The sequence below is a fragment of the Pseudomonas gorinensis genome, assembly GCF_042015035.1.
In the GTDB taxonomy this organism is placed as follows: Bacteria; Pseudomonadota; Gammaproteobacteria; order Pseudomonadales; family Pseudomonadaceae; genus Aquipseudomonas; species Aquipseudomonas gorinensis.
Map to the genome: position 1 here is coordinate 2,048,715 of NZ_CP167125.1, position 20,954 is coordinate 2,069,668.

Annotated in this window: 16 protein-coding genes; 8 read left to right on the forward strand and 8 right to left on the reverse strand. The window is 61.0% G+C overall.

Annotated elements, in window-relative coordinates; translation table 11 throughout:
• Window positions 1–32: 32 nt before the first annotated feature.
• The 3 genes from AB7933_RS09395 to AB7933_RS09405 all read right to left on the reverse strand — a co-directional run bounded on the left by AB7933_RS09395 (window position 33) and on the right by AB7933_RS09405 (window position 3,250).
• Window positions 33–1,211 carry a vWA domain-containing protein gene (locus tag AB7933_RS09395; protein WP_024074064.1) on the reverse strand — a complete coding sequence of 393 codons (1,179 nt, stop codon included), beginning with the start codon at window positions 1,209–1,211 and terminating at the stop codon, window positions 33–35.
• Entirely contained in the window at window positions 1,211–2,056 is an 846-nt protein-coding gene (locus AB7933_RS09400) for an AAA family ATPase (protein WP_003210690.1), read from the reverse strand. Before AB7933_RS09400 ends, AB7933_RS09395 begins: the two co-directional genes overlap by 1 nt.
• Before the next feature lie 117 nt (window positions 2,057–2,173).
• Window positions 2,174–3,250 carry a DUF748 domain-containing protein gene (locus tag AB7933_RS09405; RefSeq protein ID WP_024074065.1) on the reverse strand — a complete coding sequence of 359 codons (1,077 nt, stop codon included), beginning with the start codon at window positions 3,248–3,250 and terminating at the stop codon, window positions 2,174–2,176.
• A 126-nt stretch (window positions 3,251–3,376) separates the two neighbouring features.
• Here AB7933_RS09405 and cysK point away from each other — a divergent pair, with 126 nt between their 5' ends.
• Together cysK and AB7933_RS09415 are read left to right on the forward strand one after the other, a co-directional pair.
• Window positions 3,377–4,351, forward strand: a complete 975-nt coding sequence (gene cysK / locus AB7933_RS09410; RefSeq protein WP_024074066.1) for a cysteine synthase A — start codon at window positions 3,377–3,379, stop codon at window positions 4,349–4,351.
• A 390-nt stretch (window positions 4,352–4,741) separates the two neighbouring features.
• A complete protein-coding gene (locus AB7933_RS09415) occupies window positions 4,742–5,680 on the forward strand; it encodes an aspartyl/asparaginyl beta-hydroxylase domain-containing protein (protein WP_024074067.1) in 939 nt (312 codons plus the stop codon).
• 118 nt (window positions 5,681–5,798) lie between these two features.
• On the opposite strand, the gene acnA is transcribed toward AB7933_RS09415, so the two are convergent.
• Window positions 5,799–8,540: an aconitate hydratase AcnA gene (gene acnA, locus AB7933_RS09420; RefSeq protein WP_024074068.1), complete on the reverse strand. Its 2,742-nt coding sequence runs from the start codon at window positions 8,538–8,540 to the stop codon at window positions 5,799–5,801.
• Between the two features lie 195 nt (window positions 8,541–8,735).
• Here acnA and rlmM point away from each other — a divergent pair, with 195 nt between their 5' ends.
• Both rlmM and tusA read left to right on the forward strand, forming a co-directional pair.
• Window positions 8,736–9,812 (forward strand): 23S rRNA (cytidine(2498)-2'-O)-methyltransferase RlmM, encoded by a 1,077-nt coding sequence (gene rlmM / locus AB7933_RS09425; protein WP_024074069.1) that lies wholly within the window; start codon window positions 8,736–8,738, stop codon window positions 9,810–9,812.
• A 27-nt stretch (window positions 9,813–9,839) separates the two neighbouring features.
• On the forward strand, window positions 9,840–10,091 hold the full coding sequence (tusA, locus tag AB7933_RS09430; protein WP_024074070.1) for a sulfurtransferase TusA: 252 nt from the start codon (window positions 9,840–9,842) through the stop codon (window positions 10,089–10,091).
• Here tusA and AB7933_RS09435 read toward each other — a convergent pair.
• Window positions 10,088–11,485, reverse strand: a complete 1,398-nt coding sequence (locus AB7933_RS09435) for an MATE family efflux transporter (RefSeq protein ID WP_024074071.1) — start codon at window positions 11,483–11,485, stop codon at window positions 10,088–10,090. The genes tusA and AB7933_RS09435 overlap by 4 nt on opposite strands.
• A gap of 178 nt (window positions 11,486–11,663) precedes the next feature.
• On the opposite strand from AB7933_RS09435, the gene pdxB reads away from it, so the two are divergent.
• A complete protein-coding gene (gene pdxB, locus AB7933_RS09440; RefSeq protein ID WP_024074072.1) occupies window positions 11,664–12,806 on the forward strand; it encodes a 4-phosphoerythronate dehydrogenase PdxB in 1,143 nt (380 codons plus the stop codon).
• Window positions 12,807–12,956: 150 nt separating this feature from the next.
• Here the strand turns inward: pdxB and AB7933_RS09445 are convergent, their stop codons facing one another.
• Window positions 12,957–13,130: a PA1571 family protein gene (locus tag AB7933_RS09445; protein ID WP_041160865.1), complete on the reverse strand. Its 174-nt coding sequence runs from the start codon at window positions 13,128–13,130 to the stop codon at window positions 12,957–12,959.
• A gap of 250 nt (window positions 13,131–13,380) precedes the next feature.
• Here AB7933_RS09445 and AB7933_RS09450 point away from each other — a divergent pair, with 250 nt between their 5' ends.
• On the forward strand, window positions 13,381–15,168 hold the full coding sequence (locus AB7933_RS09450; protein ID WP_162163590.1) for an ABC transporter transmembrane domain-containing protein: 1,788 nt from the start codon (window positions 13,381–13,383) through the stop codon (window positions 15,166–15,168).
• Window positions 15,169–15,416: 248 nt separating this feature from the next.
• Here AB7933_RS09450 and AB7933_RS09455 read toward each other — a convergent pair whose 3' ends face one another.
• Window positions 15,417–17,345 (reverse strand): transglycosylase SLT domain-containing protein, encoded by a 1,929-nt coding sequence (locus tag AB7933_RS09455; protein ID WP_041160866.1) that lies wholly within the window; start codon window positions 17,343–17,345, stop codon window positions 15,417–15,419.
• A gap of 213 nt (window positions 17,346–17,558) precedes the next feature.
• On the opposite strand from AB7933_RS09455, the gene AB7933_RS09460 reads away from it, so the two are divergent.
• On the forward strand, window positions 17,559–19,475 hold the full coding sequence (locus AB7933_RS09460) for an ATP-binding cassette domain-containing protein (RefSeq protein ID WP_024074076.1): 1,917 nt from the start codon (window positions 17,559–17,561) through the stop codon (window positions 19,473–19,475).
• Window positions 19,476–19,564: 89 nt separating this feature from the next.
• Here the strand turns inward: AB7933_RS09460 and AB7933_RS09465 are convergent, their stop codons facing one another.
• Window positions 19,565–20,005 (reverse strand): universal stress protein, encoded by a 441-nt coding sequence (locus AB7933_RS09465; RefSeq protein ID WP_024074077.1) that lies wholly within the window; start codon window positions 20,003–20,005, stop codon window positions 19,565–19,567.
• A gap of 106 nt (window positions 20,006–20,111) precedes the next feature.
• Here AB7933_RS09465 and AB7933_RS09470 point away from each other — a divergent pair, with 106 nt between their 5' ends.
• Entirely contained in the window at window positions 20,112–20,549 is a 438-nt protein-coding gene (locus tag AB7933_RS09470; protein ID WP_024074078.1) for a hypothetical protein, read from the forward strand.
• Window positions 20,550–20,954: the final 405 nt, after the last annotated feature.

Genomic DNA, 20,954 nt, shown 5'->3' on the forward strand with positions numbered 1-20,954 from the left:
AAACCTGTAGCTTCGAGGGCTACAGGTTGCGGCTACTTCGACAAAAACCGCATCCCTTCTTCCAGCCCGCGCAAGGTGAGCGGATACATCTGATCCTCGACCAGCTCCCGCACAATCCCCGTCGATGCCGTATAACCCCACGTATCCTTGGGATACGGGTTAATCCAGATCAGCTTCTTGTACTTGGCCATGAAGCGCTGCATCCACACATACCCCGGCTCTTCATTCCAGTGTTCGACGCTGCCGCCGGCCTGGGTAATTTCATACGGTGCCATCGACGCATCGCCGATAAAGATCACTTTGTAGTCGGCGCCATACTTGTGCAGCAGATCCTGGGTGGAGGTGCGTTCCGACGTGCGGCGCTGGTTGTTCTTCCACACCGACTCGTACACGAAGTTGTGGAAGTAGAAATACTCCAGGTGCTTGAACTCGGTCTTGCACGCCGAGAACAGTTCTTCGCAGATTTTTACGTGGGCATCCATCGAGCCGCCGATATCGAACAGCAACAATAGCTTGATGGTGTTACGCCGTTCCGGGCGCATCTGGATATTCAGCAGCCCGGCATCGCGGGCGGTGTGGTCGATGGTACCGTCGATATCCAGCTCTTCGGCAGCGCCCTGGCGCGCGAACTTGCGCAGGCGGCGCAGGGCGATCTTGATATTGCGCGTACCCAACTCGACCTGATCGTCGAGGTTCTTGTACTCGCGCTGATCCCAGACTTTTACCGCCTTGCCCTGGCGCTTGCCAGCGTCGCCGACGCGAATGCCTTCAGGGTTGTAGCCGCCGGAGCCGAACGGGCTGGTACCGCCGGTGCCGATCCACTTGTTACCGCCTGCGTGACGTTCCTTCTGTTCTTCCAGGCGTTTCTTGAACGCTTCGATCAGCTTGTCCAGGCCGCCCAGGGACTGGATCTGCGCGCGCTCTTCATCGCTCAGCGAGCGCTCGAATTCCTTGCGCAGCCAGTCTTCGGGGATCAGCGCCTGCAGGTGGTCGTCGAGCTTTTCCAGGCCGTTGAAATAGGCACTGAAGGCGCGGTCGAACTTGTCGAAGTGCCGCTCGTCCTTCACCAGGATCGCCCGGGCCAAGTAGTAAAACTCGTCCATGTCGGCGAAGGTCACGCGCTGCTTGAGCGCGTTGATCAGGTCGAGCAGCTCGCGCACCGACACCGGCACCTTGGCGGCACGCATCTCGTTGAACAGGTTGAGCAACATTAGCGATTACCGCGACGGCTCATGAACGCCAGACGTTCCAGCAATTGCACGTCTTGCTCGTTCTTCACCAGAGCGCCAGCCAGGGGCGGGATGGCCTTGGTCGGGTCGCGTTCGCGCAGCACGGCTTCGCCGATATTGTCGGCCATCAACAACTTGAGCCAGTCCACCAGTTCGGAGGTGGAGGGCTTTTTCTTCAGGCCCGGTACTTTGCGGACGTCGAAGAACACGTCCAGCGCTTCGCTGACCAGGTCTTTCTTGATGTCGGGGTAGTGCACGTCGACGATCTTTTGCAGGGTGGTGCGGTCGGGGAAGGCGATGTAGTGGAAGAAGCAGCGGCGCAGGAACGCGTCCGGCAGCTCTTTTTCGTTGTTGGAGGTAATGATGATGATCGGGCGTTTCTTGGCCTTGATGGTCTCGTCGATTTCGTAGACGTAGAACTCCATCTTGTCGAGTTCTTGCAGCAGGTCGTTGGGGAATTCGATGTCGGCCTTGTCGATTTCATCGATCAGCAGGATCACCCGCTCTTCGGACTCGAAGGCTTCCCAGAGCTTGCCCTTCTTCAGGTAGTTGCGCACGTCGTGCACCTTGTCCACACCCAATTGCGAGTCGCGCAGCCGGCTGACCGCGTCGTACTCATACAGGCCCTGGTGGGCCTTGGTGGTGGACTTGATGTGCCAGGTGATCAGCTTGGCACCGAAGGATTCGGCCAGTTGCTCGGCGAGCATGGTCTTGCCGGTGCCCGGCTCACCCTTGACCAGCAACGGGCGCTCCAGGGTGATGGCAGCGTTGACGGCCAGTTTCAGGTCATCGGTGGCAACGTAGGCCTGGGTGCCTTCGAACTTCATCGGTCATTCCTCGAATTCATCAATGCCCGGACTATACCGCGCGGCCCCGGCGACTGTGAACGCAGACGGGTTATTCAGTCTCTGAATGGCGGGTCACACATCCATTAGGCGCGTGGTTCAGTCAGCACTGGGCTTGGGCTGTTCATAGCGCGCATTGAATGCTTGGATAAAACCGTTACGCAAAATCGCCAAAAATGCAGAGAACGCGCTGACATTTTGCTGATGCACGCTGCCACTGAGTTCCACGCGGGTGGCGAACTGGTTCTTCGCCTGGTTCTTCAGCACGGTCTCGCTGGTGCCCACCACGGCCTCCCAGATCGAACGAAAGATGTTCTTGTCCTTGTTCTCCACATCCTGCTGCCAGTCGAAGACCTCTACATCACGCAGCAGCGGCTTGATGTACCCGGTCAATTGGCCTTTTTCCGCCTGGGCCTCGATCACCACATCCCCGGTACCGGCCTTGAAGTCGAACTTGCCATAGGCCGAGGCGAAGTCATTCATGCGCTTGAGCTGCAAGTCCCTGGCGCGAAAGCGAAACTCGAAATTCTCGAAATTGCTCAGCGGGTCGAAGGTGGCGGTGGCTTCCAGCGGGGCCTGGCCTTGCAGCAGGGCCTTGCCGTCGAACCGCGCGTCGCGCCGGCCTTTGACGTTCACCACATTGGTCAGGTTGTAGAAGCTGGCGTTGACGTCGGTCGCGTCGATCTTCACCACGGGTTTGGAACTGAAGTTGTGGAAGGCGATCTTGCCGTCCTCAATACGCACCTCATCGAGGGTGATGGGGGCCAACTTACTCAGCTGCTCGCGCCAGTCGGTGCCTTTACCGGTCTGGGAGGCTTGCTTGTTGGCGCCGCCGTCGACGAAGTTCACTTCGGGCTGGATAAACAGCACTTTGGCCACCACCGCGTGGTCGTACCAAAGAGAGTGCCAGCTTACTGCCAGGTCGATCAGCGGCGCCTTGACGAACGGGACGGGCACCTTGCCGTCGACCTTGATGATCTCAAGGCCGTTGATCCTGTACGCGCCACGCCACAGCGCGAGGTCCACGTCGGTAACCTGGCCGCGGTAATCGCCCATGTCGGCGAGCTTGTCATTCAGGTAGTTACGCACCAGATAGGGCAGCGCGATGCTCACGGCGACCAGGACCACCAGTAATCCGGCAATGGTCCAGAGTGGCCAGCTGTAGCGACGTTTCATGGGGCAGTTCTCCTTGCGGGTAGGAGATGGACTGTTGGGACACGCGCAACGTTCCTCTGACTGGACGCTTGGCGGCACGAGGCATACCCTTGGAACCTTTCTTGAAATCGCCCAATAGGACCCGCCATGAGCCGCATTTTTGCAGACAACGCGCACTCCATCGGTAACACGCCCCTGGTTCAGATCAACCGTATCGCACCGCGTGGCGTGACCATCCTGGCCAAGATCGAAGGGCGTAACCCAGGTTATTCGGTGAAGTGCCGCATTGGCGCAAACATGATCTGGGACGCCGAAAGTACCGGCAAACTCAAGCCGGGCATGACCATTGTCGAACCGACTTCCGGCAATACCGGTATTGGCCTGGCCTTCGTCGCCGCGGCCCGTGGCTACAAGTTGGTGTTGACCATGCCAGCGTCCATGAGCATCGAGCGGCGCAAAGTGCTCAAGGCCCTGGGTGCCGAACTGGTGTTGACCGAACCGGCTAAGGGCATGAAGGGCGCGATTGAGAAAGCCGGCGAAATCCTCGCCAGCGACCCGGCCAGCTACTTTATGCCGGCCCAGTTCGACAACCCGGCCAACCCGGCGATCCACGAGAAAACCACCGGCCCGGAAATCTGGAACGACACCGATGGCGCCGTGGATGTATTGGTGGCGGGGGTGGGGACGGGCGGCACCATTACCGGTGTGTCGCGTTACATCAAGAACATCGCGGGCAAGCCGATCCTGTCGGTGGCCGTCGAACCCATGGTGTCGCCGGTGATCACGCAGGCGCTGGCCGGTGAAGAGATCAAGCCCAGCCCGCACAAGATCCAGGGCATCGGTGCCGGGTTCGTGCCGAAAAACCTCGACCTGTCGATGGTTGACCGTGTGGAACTGGTGACCGATGAGGAATCCAAGGCCATGGCCCTGCGCCTGATGCAGGAAGAGGGCATCCTGTGCGGTATTTCCTGCGGCGCGGCCATGGCCGTGGCCGTGCGCCTGGCGGAAAAACCGGAAATGCAGGGCAAGACCATCGTGGTGATCCTGCCAGACTCCGGTGAGCGCTACCTGTCGAGCATGCTGTTCAGCGATTTGTTTACCGACCAGGAAAACCAGGCTTGATGTGATCGCCTGTGGCAAGTAGATGGGTTTATTGTGGGATGAGCAGGCTTGTTGCGGCGAGCGGGCCTGTTGTGGCGAGCGGGCTTGCCCCGCGTTGGGCTGCGTAGCAGCCCCAAAACCACGCACGCGGTGTGTCAGTTAAAAACACATCGCCTGTAATGGGGCCGCTTCGCGCCCCAACGCGGGGCAAGCCCGCTCGCCACAAGAGGTGGGCTTACCATAACAAGCCCGCTCGCCACAGCAGCGTCGCTTGCAATGTTTGATTTGTGTCAGCCGGCCCGCCCGGGCCTTCTGCATAATGGCCCAAGTGTTTATCATGGCCGGCTGCTACGTCTGGTTTCCCGTTGACGGGAGGTTGCTGGCCAGGCGCTTATTTCCAGGAGTTGCTGCATGACCTTTTCTTTGGCCGCCAAACTGTCGGTGTTGCTGGTGTTTATCGGCAGCACGCTGTATGTGCATCTGCGCGGCAAGGCCCGTTTGCCGATGTTGCGTCAGTTCGTCAACCATTCGGCGCTGTTCGCCCCGTATAACGCCTTGATGTACCTGTTCTCGGCGGTGCCGTCCAAGCCGTACCTGGACCGTAGCAAGTTCCCGGAACTGGACGTGCTCAAGGACAACTGGGAAGTGATCCGCGAAGAGGCCATGCACCTGTTCGACGAGGGTTACATTCGCGCCGCTGAAAAGAACAATGACGCCGGTTTCGGTTCGTTCTTCAAGAAGGGCTGGAAGCGTTTCTACCTCAAGTGGTACGACAAACCGCTGCCATCGGCCGAGGCGCTGTGCCCGAAGACCGTGGCATTGGTCAGCAGCATTCCCAACGTCAAGGGCGCAATGTTTGCGCTGTTGCCCGGTGGCAGCCACTTGAACCCGCACCGCGATCCGTTTGCCGGGTCCCTGCGTTATCACTTGGGGCTGTCCACGCCGAACTCCGACGACTGCCGCATCTTTGTCGACGGCCAGGTCTATGCCTGGCGCGACGGTGAGGACGTGATGTTCGACGAAACCTACGTGCACTGGGTCAAGAACGAGACCGAGAAGACTCGCGTGATCCTGTTCTGCGATATCGAGCGGCCGTTGAGCAACCGCCTGATGACCCGCATCAACCGCTGGGTCAGCCAGCAACTGGGGCGCGCCACGGCACCGCAGAACCTGGATGATGAACGCGTCGGCGGCATCAACCAGGCCTACGCCTGGAGCAAGTCCTTCAGCGACAAGTTCAGCGGTGTGGTCAAGCAGTGGAAGCGCAAGCACCCGAAGGCTTACCGCATTGCGCGGCCGGTGCTGGCGGTGGTCGTCCTGGTACTGCTGTGGAAATGGCTGTTCGGCTGATCTGATGTGGGAGGGGGCTTGCCCCCGATGGCGGTGTGTCAGGCTAAATATTTTTGCCTGATCCACCGCTATCGGGGGCAAGCCCCCTCCCACATTTGATCTCCTGTGTTCTTAGTTCTTAGGACGCGATTAACTGGCGCAGCACATAGTGCAAGATGCCCCCGGCCTTGAAGTATTCCACTTCATTGAGGGTATCGATCCGGCACAACACCTCGACCTTCTCGCTGCTGCCATCCTCCCGGGTAATCACCAGCGTCAGGTTCATCCGCGGCACGATCTCCACGTTTGTGAGCCCCAGAATGTCGATCTTCTCCTTGCCGGTCAGCTTCAGCGCCTTGCGGTTCTGATCCAGCTTGAACTGCAGCGGCAGCACGCCCATGCCCACCAGGTTGGAACGGTGAATCCGTTCGAAACTCTCGGCGATCACCGCCTTGACGCCCAGCAGGTTGGTGCCCTTGGCGGCCCAGTCGCGGCTTGACCCGGTGCCGTATTCCTGGCCGGCGATCACCACCAGTGGCGTGCCGCTGGCCTGGTACTGCATGGCGGCGTCGTAGATCGACATTTTCTCGCCCGTGGGGATATATAGCGTGTTGCCGCCTTCTTCGCCACCGAGCATTTCATTGCGGATACGGATATTGGCGAACGTGCCGCGCATCATCACTTCGTGGTTGCCCCGGCGTGAGCCGTAGGAGTTGAAGTCGCGCGGTTCCACACCCTGTTCACGCAGGTAGCGGCCGGCAGGGCTGTCGGCCTTGATATTGCCGGCCGGGGAGATGTGGTCTGTGGTCACCGAGTCGCCCAGCAGCGCCAGCACGTTGGCGCCCTTGATGTCTTTGATCACCGGCAGTGGCCCGCCAATGTCATCGAAGAACGGTGGGTGCTGGATGTAGGTGGAGTCCTTCTGCCACACGTAGGTCGCGGCTTGCGGCACTTCGATCGCTTGCCACTGCTCGTCACCGGCAAACACTTCGGCGTATTCCTTGTGGAACATGACGGTGCTGACCTGGGCCACGGCGTCGGCGATTTCCTGGCTGCTCGGCCAGATGTCCTTGAGGTACACCGGATTGCCATCCTGGTCGTTACCCAAAGGCTCGCTGCTGATATCGATGCGTACCGTGCCGGCCAGGGCATAGGCCACCACCAGGGGCGGGGAGGCCAGCCAGTTGGTTTTCACCAGCGGGTGCACGCGGCCTTCGAAGTTACGGTTGCCGGACAGCACCGAAGCGACGGCGAGGTCGGCTTTCTGGATGGCTTTTTCAATCGGCTCGGGCAACGGCCCGGAGTTGCCGATACAGGTGGTGCAACCGTAGCCCACCAGGTCGAAGCCGAGCTTGTCGAGGTATTGGGTAAGGCCGGCGGCCTTGTAGTAGTCGGTGACCACCTTGGAACCCGGCGCCAGCGAGGTTTTTACCCAGGGTTTGCGGGTGAGACCTTTCTCCACGGCCTTTTTTGCCACCAGCCCGGCAGCCATCATCACGCTGGGGTTGGAGGTGTTGGTGCAAGAGGTGATGGCGGCGATCACCACGGCGCCGTTTTTCAGGCGATAGGTGTGGCCGTCGTCCTCATAGTCGGTTTCGCCGACCAGATCGGCATTGCCCACGGCGACACCACCGCCGCCTTCACTTTCCAGGCGGCCTTCTTCCTTGTTGGTGGGTTTGAATTGCAGGTCGAGGAAGTCACTGAAGGCTTGGCCGACATTGGGCAGCGATACCCGGTCCTGCGGGCGTTTTGGCCCCGCCAGGCTGGCCTCGACGCTGCCCATGTCCAAGGCCAGGCTGTCGGTGAACACTGGCTCCTGGCCGGCGTTGCGCCACAGCCCCTGGGCCTTGGTGTAAGCCTCGACCAATTTGACGGTTTCAGCCGGGCGACCGGATAGACGCAGGTAGTCCAACGTCACGTCGTCCACCGGGAAAAAACCGCAGGTGGCGCCGTATTCCGGGGCCATATTGGCGATGGTGGCGCGGTCCGCCAGGGGCAGGTCGGCCAGGCCGTCGCCGTAGAATTCGACGAATTTGCCCACCACGCCTTTTTTACGCAGCATCTGGGTAACGGTCAGCACCAGGTCGGTGGCGGTGATGCCTTCTTTCAGCTTGCCAGTGAGCTTGAAGCCGATCACTTCCGGGATCAGCATCGATACCGGCTGCCCGAGCATCGCGGCTTCCGCTTCGATACCGCCCACGCCCCAGCCCAATACGCCAAGGCCGTTGATCATGGTGGTGTGGGAGTCAGTCCCGACCAGGGTGTCGGGGAACGCATAGGTACGGCCGTCTTCGTCCTTGGTCCACACAGTGCGGCCAAGGTATTCGAGGTTGACCTGATGGCAGATGCCGGTGCCCGGCGGCACCACGCTGAAGTTGTCGAAGGCGCTCTGGCCCCAGCGCAGGAAGGCATAGCGTTCGCCGTTGCGCTGCATTTCGATGTCGACGTTCTGTTCGAAGGCACGGGTAGTGCCAAACTTGTCGACCATCACCGAGTGGTCGATGACCAGGTCCACGGGGGAGAGCGGGTTGATACGTTGCGGGTCGCCACCGGCCTTGGCCACGGCAGCGCGCATGGCGGCGAGGTCGACCACGGCGGGAACGCCGGTAAAGTCTTGCATCAATACCCGGGCCGGGCGGTACTGGATCTCTCGGTCGGACTGGCGCTCTTTGAGCCAGGCAGCGATGGCCTTGAGGTCGGTGCCGGTGACGGTCTTGTCGTCTTCCCAGCGCAGCAGGTTTTCCAGCAGCACTTTGAGGGACATCGGCAGCTTATCCAGGTCGCCCAGGCTCTTGGCGGCTTCGGGCAGGCTGAAATAGTGATAAGTCTTATCGTCGATTTGCAGGGTTTTAAGGGTTCTCAGGCTATCAAGGGATGACATTACATGACTCCTTATGGTCCGCACGGCTACGGACCTGACGGGACTAACAGAGCTATCAAACTAGCCCTGTTTTCAGTAGCTGGCTAATTACTGGACTCTATGGACAGAACCAAGGTTCCGAACTCGGCTATCATGCGCGCGTTTTCATGACAGGCATTGCGATAGCGCAAGTCAGTTGATTCACCAGGAGAGTCGATGAACACCCTTTTTATGCACTGCCGTCCGGGGTTTGAGGGCGAAGTCTGTTCCGAGATCGCGGAGCACGCCGCACGCCTGAATGTTTCGGGCTACGCCAAGGCCAAGACCGGCAGCGCCTGCGCCGAATTTGTCTGCACCGAAGAAGACGGCGCCCAGCGCCTGATGCACGGCCAGCGTTTTGCCGAGCTGATCTTCCCCAGGCAGTGGGCGCGCGGGGTATTTATCGATTTGCCGGAAACCGATCGCATCAGCGTGATCCTCACGCACCTGCGCGATTTCCCGGTGTGCGGCAGTGTGTGGCTGGAGATGGTCGATACCAACGATGGCAAGGAACTCTCGAACTTCTGCAAGAAATTCGAAGTGCACCTGCGCAAAGCCCTGTTGGGGGCCGGCAAGCTGGTGGACGACCCGAGCAAGCCGCGCCTGTTGCTGACCTTCAAGAGCGGCCGCGAAGTGTTCATGGGCCTGGCCGAGTCGAACAACTCGGCAATGTGGCCGATGGGCATCCCGCGCCTGAAATTCCCGCGTGACGCGCCCAGCCGCTCGACCCTGAAGCTGGAAGAGGCCTGGCACCACTTTATCCCCCGCGACCAGTGGGATGAGCGCCTGCATGGCGACATGACCGGTGTCGACCTCGGTGCCGCCCCCGGTGGCTGGACCTGGCAACTGGTGAACCGTGGCATGCTGGTGACCGCCATCGACAATGGCCCCATGGCCGAAAGCCTGATGGACACCGGCCTGGTGCAACACTTGATGGCTGATGGCTTCACTTTTGTGCCCAAGCAGCCCGTGGATTGGATGGTGTGCGACATCGTCGAGAAGCCGGCGCGTAACGCCGCGCTGCTGGAAACCTGGATCGGCGAAGGCTATTGCCGCGAGGCCGTGGTGAACCTGAAGTTGCCGATGAAGCAGCGTTACGCCGAAGTGAAGCGCCTGCTCGAACGCATCGAAGAGGGCTTCAAGGCGCGTGGTATTCGGGTGGAGATCGGCTGCAAGCAGCTGTACCACGATCGTGAAGAAGTGACCTGCCACCTGCGTCGGTTGGTGGATGTGAAGAAAACCAAGGCCCGCTAAACTGAGCGCCGGTTTCAGGAGTAGACAATGAGCGATATTTTCGACACCGCCGTTGATGGCACCCTCGACGCAACGGGCCTCAACTGCCCGGAGCCGGTGATGATGCTGCACCAGCACATCCGCGACCTGCCGCCTGGCGGCTTGCTCAAGGTGATCGCCACCGACCCGTCGACCCGCCGCGATATTCCCAAGTTCTGCGTATTTCTCGACCATGAACTGGTGGAGCAGCAGGAACGGGCCGGGACCTACCTGTACTGGATTCGCAAAAAGGTTGATTAAGCCCGTGCCTTGTCCAGGCGAATGCGCCGCCGCGCGCTGCGGGCCAGGCGCACCACCAGCATCCCCGCCGCGCAGCTGAGGCCGACGATCAGCCCCTGCCACAAGCCGCTGGGGCCGTTGGGCGCGCCCAGCCATTCGGTCAGCCCGAGGGCATAGCCGACCGGCAGGCCCACGCCCCAATAGGCAAACAACGTCAGCACCATGGTCACCCGCGTGTCCTGATACCCACGCAGGGCACCGGCGGCGGTGACCTGGATCGCATCGGAAAACTGGAACAGCGCGGCAAACACGATCAGCATCGATGCCACCTGTACCACCCGTGGGTCCGCTGTATAGATCGTGGCGATCTGCTCACGAAACAGCAGCATCAGGCTGCACGACAGGCAGGCATAGGCCAGCGCAGTGCCCATGCCGACCCCGGCCGCGAAGCGTGCCTCTCGCGGTTCCCCGCGCCCCAGGGCCTGGCCGACGCGCACGGTGACCGCCATGCTCAGGGAGTAGGGGATCATGAACACCAGCGAACTGAAGTTCAGCGCGATCTGGTGCCCGGCCACCACGGTGGCGCCGAGGCTACCGATCAACAGGGCGATCACCGCGAAGATGCTCGATTCGGCAAAGATCGCAATACCGATCGGCAGGCCGATGGCCAGTACGCGCTTGATCACCGCCCACTGCGGCCAGTCGAAACGCTTGAACAACTCGCTGCTCTGATAGGCCGGCGCCCAACGGGTCCAGGCCGCCATGCCGAGCATCATTACCCACATCACGATTGCCGTGGCCCAGCCACAGCCGACGCCACCCATGGCCGGCACGCCGAAATGGCCGTAGATGAACACGTAGTTCAGCGGAATATTCAGCGCCAGCCCGCACAGGCCCATGACCATGCTGGGGCGCGTTCGGCCCAGGCCATCGCTGAAGCAGCGTAGCACGTAGTACAGCGCGACCGCTGGCATGCCCGAGGCGATGCCATGCAGGTACCCCATGCACGGCTTGATCAGCGCGGGGTCGACGTTCATCGCGTGCAGGATCGGTTCGGCGCTGATCAGCATCAGCAACGCGGTCAAGCCGACTATCAGCCCCAGCCACAATGATTGGCGCACCAGCGGGCCGATTTCCCGGAACGTGCCCGCGCCGAAGCGCTGGGCGACTTTGGGCGTGGTGGCCAGCAGGGTGCCGGTCATCAGCAGGAACACCGGAATCCAGATCGAGTTACCCAGGGCCACGGCCGCCAGGTCCATCGGGCTGACACGCCCGGCCATTACCGCATCGACAAAGCCCATGGCAGTGGTTGCCAGTTGGCCGATCATGATCGGCAGGGCCAGAGTCAGCAGGCTGCGCACCTCGCGGTTGATGCGGGCGGGGCGTGTGAGGGGGGCGGTGATGGCAGCGTTCACGTACGGGGTGTCCAGGAAAGAGCACAGGACGGCGGATTCTACGCCTTGACGCGATAGTCAGGAAAAAACCTGTGTTAGGGATTTGTAAACGATCCTCCAGGCACTCTTCACTCCTGGGATCCACGGTGTGACACCGAGCGCATCCCTGTACACTGCTGATCCGCGAAAGGAGCCTGCCATGCTGATTGTTGCCGACGAAAATATCCCGCTGCTCGATGCCTTCTTCGAAGGGTTTGGCGAAATTCGCCGGGTACCCGGGCGCTCCATTGACCGTGCCACGGTCGAGCAGGCCGATGTGCTGCTGGTACGTTCGGTCACCAACGTCAACCGCGCCTTGCTCGAAGGTTCGGCGGTGCGTTTTGTCGGCACCTGCACCATCGGCACCGACCACCTGGACCTCGATTACTTCAAGCAGGCCGCGATCCAGTGGTCCAGCGCCCCCGGCTGCAATGCTCGCGGCGTGGTGGACTACGTCCTTGGCAGCCTGCAAACCCTGGCCGAGATCGAAGGCGCCGACCTCAATCAACGCACCTACGGTGTGGTGGGTGCCGGTGAAGTCGGCGGTCGCCTGGTCAAGGTGCTCAAGGGCCTGGGCTGGAACGTGCTGGTGTGCGATCCGCCGCGGCAGATCGCCGAGGACGGTGACTACGTCAGCCTGGAACAGATCATCGAACAGTGCGACGTGATCAGCCTGCACACGCCACTGACCAAGTCCGGCAACGGTTCCACCTGGCACCTGCTGGACCGCCAGCGGCTCAACCGCCTCAAGCCTGGCACCTGGCTGATCAATGCCAGCCGTGGCCCGGTGGTCGACAACGCAGCCCTGCGCGACGTGCTGCTTGAACGCGAGGACCTGCAAGCGGTGCTGGATGTATGGGAGGGCGAGCCGGAAGTGGACGTCGACCTGGCTGACCTCTGCGTGCTGGCTACGCCGCATATCGCCGGCTACAGCCTGGATGGCAAGCAGCGTGGCACGGCGCAGATCTACCAGGCGTTCTGTGCGCATCTGGGCCAGGAAGCGAGCATTCAACTCAGCGATTTGCTGCCGCCGCCCTGGCTGGCCGAGGTGCACTTGAATGCATCGACCGATCCCGCCTGGGCTTTGGCGACGTTATGCCGCAGCGTGTATGACCCGCGTCGGGACGACGCAGATTTCCGGCGTAGCCTCGTAGGAACCGTCGAGGAGCAGCGCAAGGCATTCGACCTGTTGCGCAAGCACTACCCTGAGCGTCGCGAGATTGACGGCTTGAAGGTGCGCATCAACGGGGAGTCGGCGGTGTTGGCGAATATCGTCCAGGCATTGGGCGCAAGCGCCCTGTAGGAACGCTATTACTGTGGCGAGGGCGCTTGCTCCCGTTGAACTGCGCAGCCGTCCCATTGTTTGGGGCCACTTCGCGGCTCAATGGGAGCCAGCAGCCTGGCCACAAAAAAAACCGGCCACCAGGACCGGTTTTGAAAGAGTTCAGGCGCTTCAGCCTTGCTGCGCAGGCTTGACCAGGCGTTGTTCCAACTCGCGGCACGCTTGCTGGATCATCTCTTCGGTAATCTGCACTTCGTGGCCCTTGGCGTCGATGTACGAGCAAGGCAACTGCTGCGGTTGGCGGATCACTTCAATCTTGGCATCGCTGCTATTTTGCAAGGTCATAGCCTGTCTCCTCATCAGGTTGTGTACCTACTGTAAAACCCCCGCGTGACCGCGCTATTACAACTCCTTGCACAATCACCGGTTCGAGCCCCCAGTCCAGCAGAAACCTCCGCGGATTTCCAGCGGGACGTTAGACCGATAGCCTCTAGGCATCAGTATCGGTGGGCATAATTAATCTGACTCATTGCTGTTACGAAAGTTGTTATTTGCCCAAGTTCCCCCCATGTGGTGTACACGTTCCTCAACGGTGATGCCCTCCATGTTCTCAGTCCGACAGCGCCGCGCGATTCGCCTGGCCAGCCGCTTTATCGCGCCCTACCGCTGGCAGGCCCTCGGTGCCCTGTTGGCGCTGATCGTTACCGCCGGCATCACTTTGTCCATGGGGCAGGGCATTCGCCTGCTGGTGGATCAGGGCTTCATGACCCAGTCGCCACACCTGCTCAACCAGTCCATCGGGCTGTTCATGATTCTGGTGCTGGGCCTGGCGGTGGGTACGTTTGCACGCTTCTACCTGGTGTCGTGGATCGGCGAGCGGGTGGTGGCCGATATTCGTCGCCAGGTGTTCAATCACTTGATCTACCTGCACCCCGGCTTCTATGAAAACAACCGCAGTTCGGAAATACAGTCGCGACTCACCACCGACACCACCTTACTGCAATCGGTGATCGGCTCGTCGCTGTCACTGTTCCTGCGCAATGGGTTGATGGTCATCGGCGGCATCGTGTTGTTGTTCATCACCAACCCCAAGCTCACCAGCATCGTTGTGGTCGCACTGCCGTTGGTGCTGGCGCCGATCCTGATCTTTGGCCGCCGCGTACGCAGCCTCTCGCGCCTGAGCCAGGACCGCATCGCCGATGTAGGCAGTTATGTGTCCGAGACCCTCGGCCAGATCAAGACCGTACAGGCCTATAACCACCAGGTGCAGGACGAACGACGCTTTGCCGTGACCGTCGAGGAAGCGTTCAACACCGCACGCAAACGCATCGCCCAACGCGCCTGGTTGATCACCCTGGTGATCATGCTGGTGCTGGGGGCCGTGGGCGTGATGTTGTGGGTCGGCGGCATGGACGTGATCAGTGGGCGCATTTCCGGCGGCGAGCTGGCGGCGTTCGTGTTCTACAGCCTGATTGTGGGCAGCGCCGTCGGCACCCTCAGCGAAGTGCTCGGCGAACTGCAGCGCGCTGCCGGTGCTGCGGAGCGAATCGGCGAGTTGTTGCAGTCGAGCAACGATATCCGGGCTCCCGCCACCGGCACGGTGCAGTTGCCGGCGCGGGTCAGCGGCCGCATGGAACTGCAAGACCTGCGCTTTTCCTACCCCTCGCGGCCGGACAGCTACGCCATCGACGGGTTGAGCCTGACCATCAACCCCGGTGAAACCCTGGCGCTGGTGGGGCCGTCCGGTGCCGGCAAGTCGACGATTTTCGATCTGTTGCTGCGCTTTTACGACCCCCAACAAGGCCGCATCCTGCTCGAAGGCCACCCCTTGACCGAGCTGGACCCGCTGGACCTGCGCCGCCACTTCGCCCTGGTGTCGCAAAGCCCGGCGCTGTTCTTCGGCAGCGTCGAGGAGAACATCCGCTACGGCAACCTGGCGGCGACCCGTGAGCAGGTCGAAGCCGCGGCCCGTATTGCCCACGCCCATGATTTCATCCTGCAAATGCCCGACGGCTACCAGACCCACCTCGGCGACGGCGGCATGGGCCTTTCCGGCGGCCAACGACAACGCCTGGCCATCGCCCGCGCATTGCTGGTGGACGCGCCGATCCTGCTGCTGGACGAAGCCACCAGCGCCCTCGATGCGCAGAGTGAACACCTGATCCAGCAGGCGTTGCCGCAATTGATGCAGGGCCGTACCACGCTGGTGATCGCACATCGCCTGGCCACGGTGAAGAACGCCGATCGGATTGCGGTGATGGACCAGGGCAAGCTGGTGGCGGTGGGTACGCATCAGCAGTTGATTGCGAACAATCCGCTGTATGCGCGGTTGGCGGCGTTGCAGTTCAGTGACGCCGTAGAGGTCGCAAAAAACCAGGCCTAGCGTGATCTACGCAGGGGAGGCTGTTGTGGCGAGCGTGCCTGTTGTGGCGAGCGGGCTTGCCCGCGTTGGGCTGCGAAGCAGCCCCAATAAGGCCACCGCGTTTATCCAGGTATTTTAAATCGCCAGGTTTGGGGCTGCTTCGCAGCCCAACGCGGGCAAGCCCGCTCGCCACAACAAGCCTGCTTGCCACAACCCGCCGTGCTAGCCACTACAAAGCCCGCTCGCCACAGGCTTTTCGTCAGCCATTGTCACTGATCATCAAAATACCGCTCATGCCAATCCACCAGCGGCTGTGGTGAGTTGAGCTTCTGTCCGTAGATCACCGAATAAGACAGCACGTTTTGTACATATTGACGGGTTTCATCGAACGGAATGCTTTCCACCCACACGTCGAAACTCAGGTGGTCGGCGCCGCGCAGCCATTGACGCACGCGGCCGGGGCCGGCGTTGTAGGCGGCGGAGGCGAGCACGCGGTTGCCGTTGAACTGGCTGTGTACCTGGCTGAGGTAGGCGGCGCCGAGCTGGATGTTTTTATCCGGGTCCAGTACCTGGGCGGGTGAGGCCAGGGGGATACTGAACTTGCGCGCGGTGTCCTTGGCGGTGCCGGGCATCAGTTGCATCAGGCCGCTGGCACCGACGCCGGAGCGGGCGTCGTCCATGAAGGCGCTTTCCTGGCGGGTGATAGCGAACACCCAGCTCGAATGCAGGCCGCGTACCTTGGCTTCGCGCACCAGGGTGTCGCGGTGGGCCATCGGGAAGCGGATGTCCAGGTCGTCCCAGTACTGAGCCTGGCTGATGGTGCGAATCGCCGGGAAGTACCACTTCATGTCATAGGCCAGCTTGGCCTGGGCGACCATTTCGTCACGGTCAAAGTGACGGCTGACGTGGTACCACTCGCGGCGACCGTCCACCACCTGGCCACGGGCATAGAACTCGAGGGCACGGCGCACGCCGGGGGTGTTGCGCACTTTGTTGATCAGCGCCTGGCTCATCAACAGCGGCTTGTTGATCAACTGGTACGGCGCCTTGGAGCGGTCAGCGGCGAGGAAACCGTAGAAATCCCGCTCCCTCGCCAGGTTCTTGTACAGCACCAGGGCTTGCGGGTTTTTCGGCTCGGCCAGTTCCAGGCTGCGGGCCTGCCAGTAGCGCCAGCGATTGGTGGTGGCCAAGTCTTGTGGGAGTTTTCGCGTCAACTGATAGGCATCTTCCCAGCGGGCCAGGCGCAGCAGCAGGCGCAGGCGCCATTCGGACACGGTGTTGTCGCGCAGTTCGGGGTCGTACTTGGTCATCACCTCAAGGGCGCGTGGATCGAAGCGCTTGGCCAGGGTCAGGCCGATTTCACGAGCGATCGCCACTTTTTCGTCACGGGAGAAGTGCATGCTGCTGGCATAGCCGTCGAGCAGGGCCATGGCCTTGTCCGGGTCCTGGCGAGCCAGGCGGCGCAGGCCCAGGCCCACGGCGTCAGACATGGCTTCGGTGGCCGGCAGGAAGCGCGAAGGATCACTGAGCATGTCGGGCTTTTGCGCCACGTCGACCATCAGGCGGCCTTGGGCGCCGAGGGTCGGCAGGGTTTTCACCAGGCTGTTGGCCAGCGCGTAGTTGCGCGCTTCGGCAGCGAGCTTGGCGCGGTCCCAGATTTTTTGCTCGGTGAGCTGGCCGTCGGCGGCCCATTGACTAAAGGTGGCATCGCACGCGGCGGGCTGGGATTTGCCGGTCATCCACAGTTTTTCGGTGGTCTTGTAGCCTTCGGCTTTCAAATTGTGGGTGAGCTGGAACTGGCCATGCAGGCAGTCCAATTCAACGAAATTGAGCTGGGCATCGTAGTACTTTTCAAAGGTCTGCCAATCACCACGATCGGCCAGCCAGCGCAACCAGCGCAGTTTCATCCAGTTGGCCTGGGGCAGGTCGCCGTTTTTCGCAAGGAACTGTTCGATTTCCTCGTTGCTGGCGGTCTTCAGGCGGGCGGTCAGCTCGTCGTACGCCAGGTAGGGCGTCAGCGGGTAGTCGGCCAGGGCCTGGCTGTATTGCATGTAGGGGCCGGTATCGCCCTTGGCTAGTGCACGCTTGGCTTCATCGTAATATTGACGTTGAGTGGTGAGGTCCACGGCCTGCGCGGATTGAACGGCCGTGGCGGAAAGAAGCAGACAAGATAAAAAGTTGAAAAGGCGACTGCGCATGAGACGTCCGTGCAGAGAAATCACGACTAGCGCCGGCACCGCCGACACTGATTGCCCCTAGCTTAGCCTTTTGCCAGCGGCCGGTGAAAGCTTTGCCGGCCGGTTGGTTGAAGATCGCCGGAAATGTCCTACAGAACGTATCAGCAGAGAAAATGGCGACCGCATCCAGCCCTCAAGTCAGGTAGAATGCGCGCCCAGTTTTTGGAGAAGCGTATGACCCTGCTCAAATTCAGCGATGTGTCCCTTGCTTTCGGCGCTATGCCGTTGTTGGACAAGGTGTCCTGGCAGATCGCCCGTGGTGAGCGGGTGTGTATCATCGGCCGCAACGGCACCGGCAAGTCCAGCATGATGAAGCTGGTAAAAGGCGATCAGAAGCCCGACGACGGCTCTGTGTGGCGTGCCCCGGGCCTCAAGATCGGCGAATTGCCGCAAGAATTGCCGGTGGCCGACGGACGGACCGTGTTCGACGTGGTTGCCGAAGGCCTGGACGGCGTTGGTGAGTTGCTTGCGCAGTACCACCACCTGGCGCAGAACTGCGTCACCGAAGAAGACCTGGACAAGCTGATGCACGTCCAGCAAGACCTCGAAGCCCGCGACGGCTGGCGCCTGCAGCAACTGGTGGACAGTACCCTGAGCCGCCTGCAACTGCCGGCCGACAAGACCCTCGCCGAATTGTCCGGCGGCTGGCGTCGCCGGGTGTTGCTGGCCCAGGCGCTGGTGTCCGAGCCGGACCTGCTGCTGCTCGACGAACCGACCAACCACCTGGACATCGGCGCCATCGCCTGGCTGGAAGAAGCCCTCAAGGATTTCCAGGGGGCCGTGCTGTTCATCACGCACGACCGTTCCTTCCTGCAAAACCTCGCCACGCGCATCCTCGAACTGGACCGTGGTGGCCTGATCGACTGGAACGGCGACTACGCCAGCTTCCTGGTGCACAAGGAAGCCGCACTGTCCGCCGAAGAAACCGCCAACGCCCTGTTCGACAAGAAACTGGCCCAGGAAGAAGTCTGGATCCGCCAGGGCATCAAGGCGCGCCGTACCCGTAACGAAGGCCGCGTACGTGCCCTGAAAGCCCTGCGCGTCGAGCGCAGCGAACGCCGCGAGCGCACCGGCAAGGCCAATATCCAGCTGGATACCGCCGACAAGTCGGGCAAGCAAGTGATGGTGCTGGAAAACGTCAGCTTCCATCACCCGGACGGTCCGTTCCTGATCAAGGACTTCTCCATGGTCCTGCAACGCGGCGACCGTATCGGCCTGCTGGGCGCCAACGGTACCGGCAAGACCACCTTGCTCAAGCTGATGCTCAACGGCCTGCAACCGACCAGCGGCACCGTGGAAGAGGGCACCCGCATCGACGTGGCCTACTTCGATCAGTTGCGTCACCAGCTGGACCTGGAAAAGACCGTGATCGACAACGTTGCCGAAGGTCGCGACTTTATCGACATCGACGGCCAGAGTCGCCACGTTCTGAGCTACCTGGGCGACTTCCTGTTCAGCCCGCAGCGTGCCCGCACACCCGTCAAGGCCTTGTCCGGTGGTGAGCGCGCGCGCCTGCTGCTGGCCAAGCTGTTCAGCAAGCCGGCCAACCTGCTGGTACTCGACGAACCGACCAACGACCTCGATGTGGAAACCCTCGAACTGCTGGAAGAGGTCTTGCTGACCTTCAACGGCACTGTGCTGATGGTCAGCCACGACCGGGCATTCCTCGACAACGTGGTCACCAGTACCCTGGTCTTCGAAGGGGAAGGCAAGGTGCGTGAGTACGTCGGTGGTTACCAGGACTGGCTGCGTCAGGGCGGTTCACCGCGCCTGCTGGGCGTGACCGAGAGCAAGTCCGGCAAGGCCGACCTGACCTCCGCCGTTGTCGCCCCGGTGGCCGCTGCCCCGGCCCAGGAAGCTGCCCCGGCGGCCAAGAAGAAGCTCAGCTACAAGCTTCAGCGTGAGCTGGAAGCCTTGCCGGGTGATATCGAGGCCAAGGAGCAACAGATCGCGGCTGTGGAAGCGCAAATGGCCGACGCGGGTTTCTACCTGCGCCCGGCGGCGGAAACCGCCAAGGTCATCGCTTCCCTGGAGACGTTGAACCAGGAGCTGGAAGCGCTGGTTGAGCGTTGGGCTGAGTTGGATGCCTGACTGATCCAGATGCATTAAAAAACCCGGTGTTCATTTGGATGAACACCGGGTTTTTCATATGAAATGCGATTCAAAATGTGGGAGGGGGCTTACGAGCTTTTGACCAGCCTTACCGCCAGGACATCGCACGGCGCGCCATGCAGCACGTCATTGGCCGTGGAGCCCAGCAACAGCGCCAAACCATGACGGCCATGGCTACCGACCACGATCAGGTCACAACCCTTTTCTTTGGCCAGGTGGTGGATTTCCTGGCGAGGTTGGCCGTAGGTCAGGTGGCAGTCTTCCTTTTTCAGGTGCGGGTACTTGAGAATCAAACGGTCCAGACGCTCCTTGGCCTGGTCGAATTGTTGTTGCTGCAATTGGGAAAGGTCCATCGGCACGTCACCGCCAAAGGCCATGGCCATGGGCTCGACGATATGCACCAGCGACAGTACGGCACCATTGGCCAATGCGGATTCCTGCGCGCGCTTGATCACTGGATCGCACTCTTCGGTCAGATCGACAGCGACCAGAATATGTTGGTAGGGCATGAGGCGTTCCTCTAGGGGGACTGCAATAGATTCAGTATGGCTGCTTTCAAGCGGATAGGGTTGCGTGAGATCAAATCCGCTCATCTAGAAATTCGGGAGTACACATATGACGGTCTGGATAGTGGTGTCAATCCTTGTGGTGGTTCTGAGCCCCCTGGCATGGCTGCGCCCGTCGCGCCACCAGAGCGGGCGCATGGCCCTGCGCATGGAGGCGCGACGCATCGGCCTGGCCATGCAACTGGCACCTCAGGAGTGGCCGCACTGGCTCAAGCAGGAGCCGCCGAGCCCTTGTGCGCAGTACCACCGGCCGCGACGTGGCCGTACGCCAGACACCTGGAGTTACTGGCAGCTGGAGCCGGGTGTGTGGGTCAATCAGTGGCAGGAGGTGTGCGTCGATGAGAAGCTGTTGCCGCATTTCGCAACGCTGCCGGCCAACGTCTATAAAGTCGAGGCGGATCGTCAGATGGTCACTTTGTACTGGGGTGAGAAGGGCGAGGCGAGTGACTTGCAGGCCATTGATAAAGTGCTCAAGGCCCTGGCATGAGGCCTTCGGGTAAAACATAGGCAATAAAAAGCCCGACATCATCATCGGGCTGGAGTTGGCCAGGCAGGCCGGTAAATCTGTGTTTCATGCGTCGGATGTTCATCCAGGCGCGTTACGGTTGTCGCTAGCCTAGCGGCATATCCCGATCTGTACAGCGTTTTCCCGCACTTTTTTGATTATTGATTTCGTGAATATTGAAATATTGACGAGGCGCAGGCCTGGGGCGGGGGTTCTGAAATGACTGGAAAGTCGCGTTTTTCCTAGCCTTTCGAGCGATTGACAATTGCCTGGAATTGGATGAAGGTGACGTACCCAAATCAAACGGGCGTATGAATTGAGCGTTTGTCTGTCAGACGTCTCATACAGAATCCCGACTATCGCATTGGCGGGTGTGCCTGGCGCATT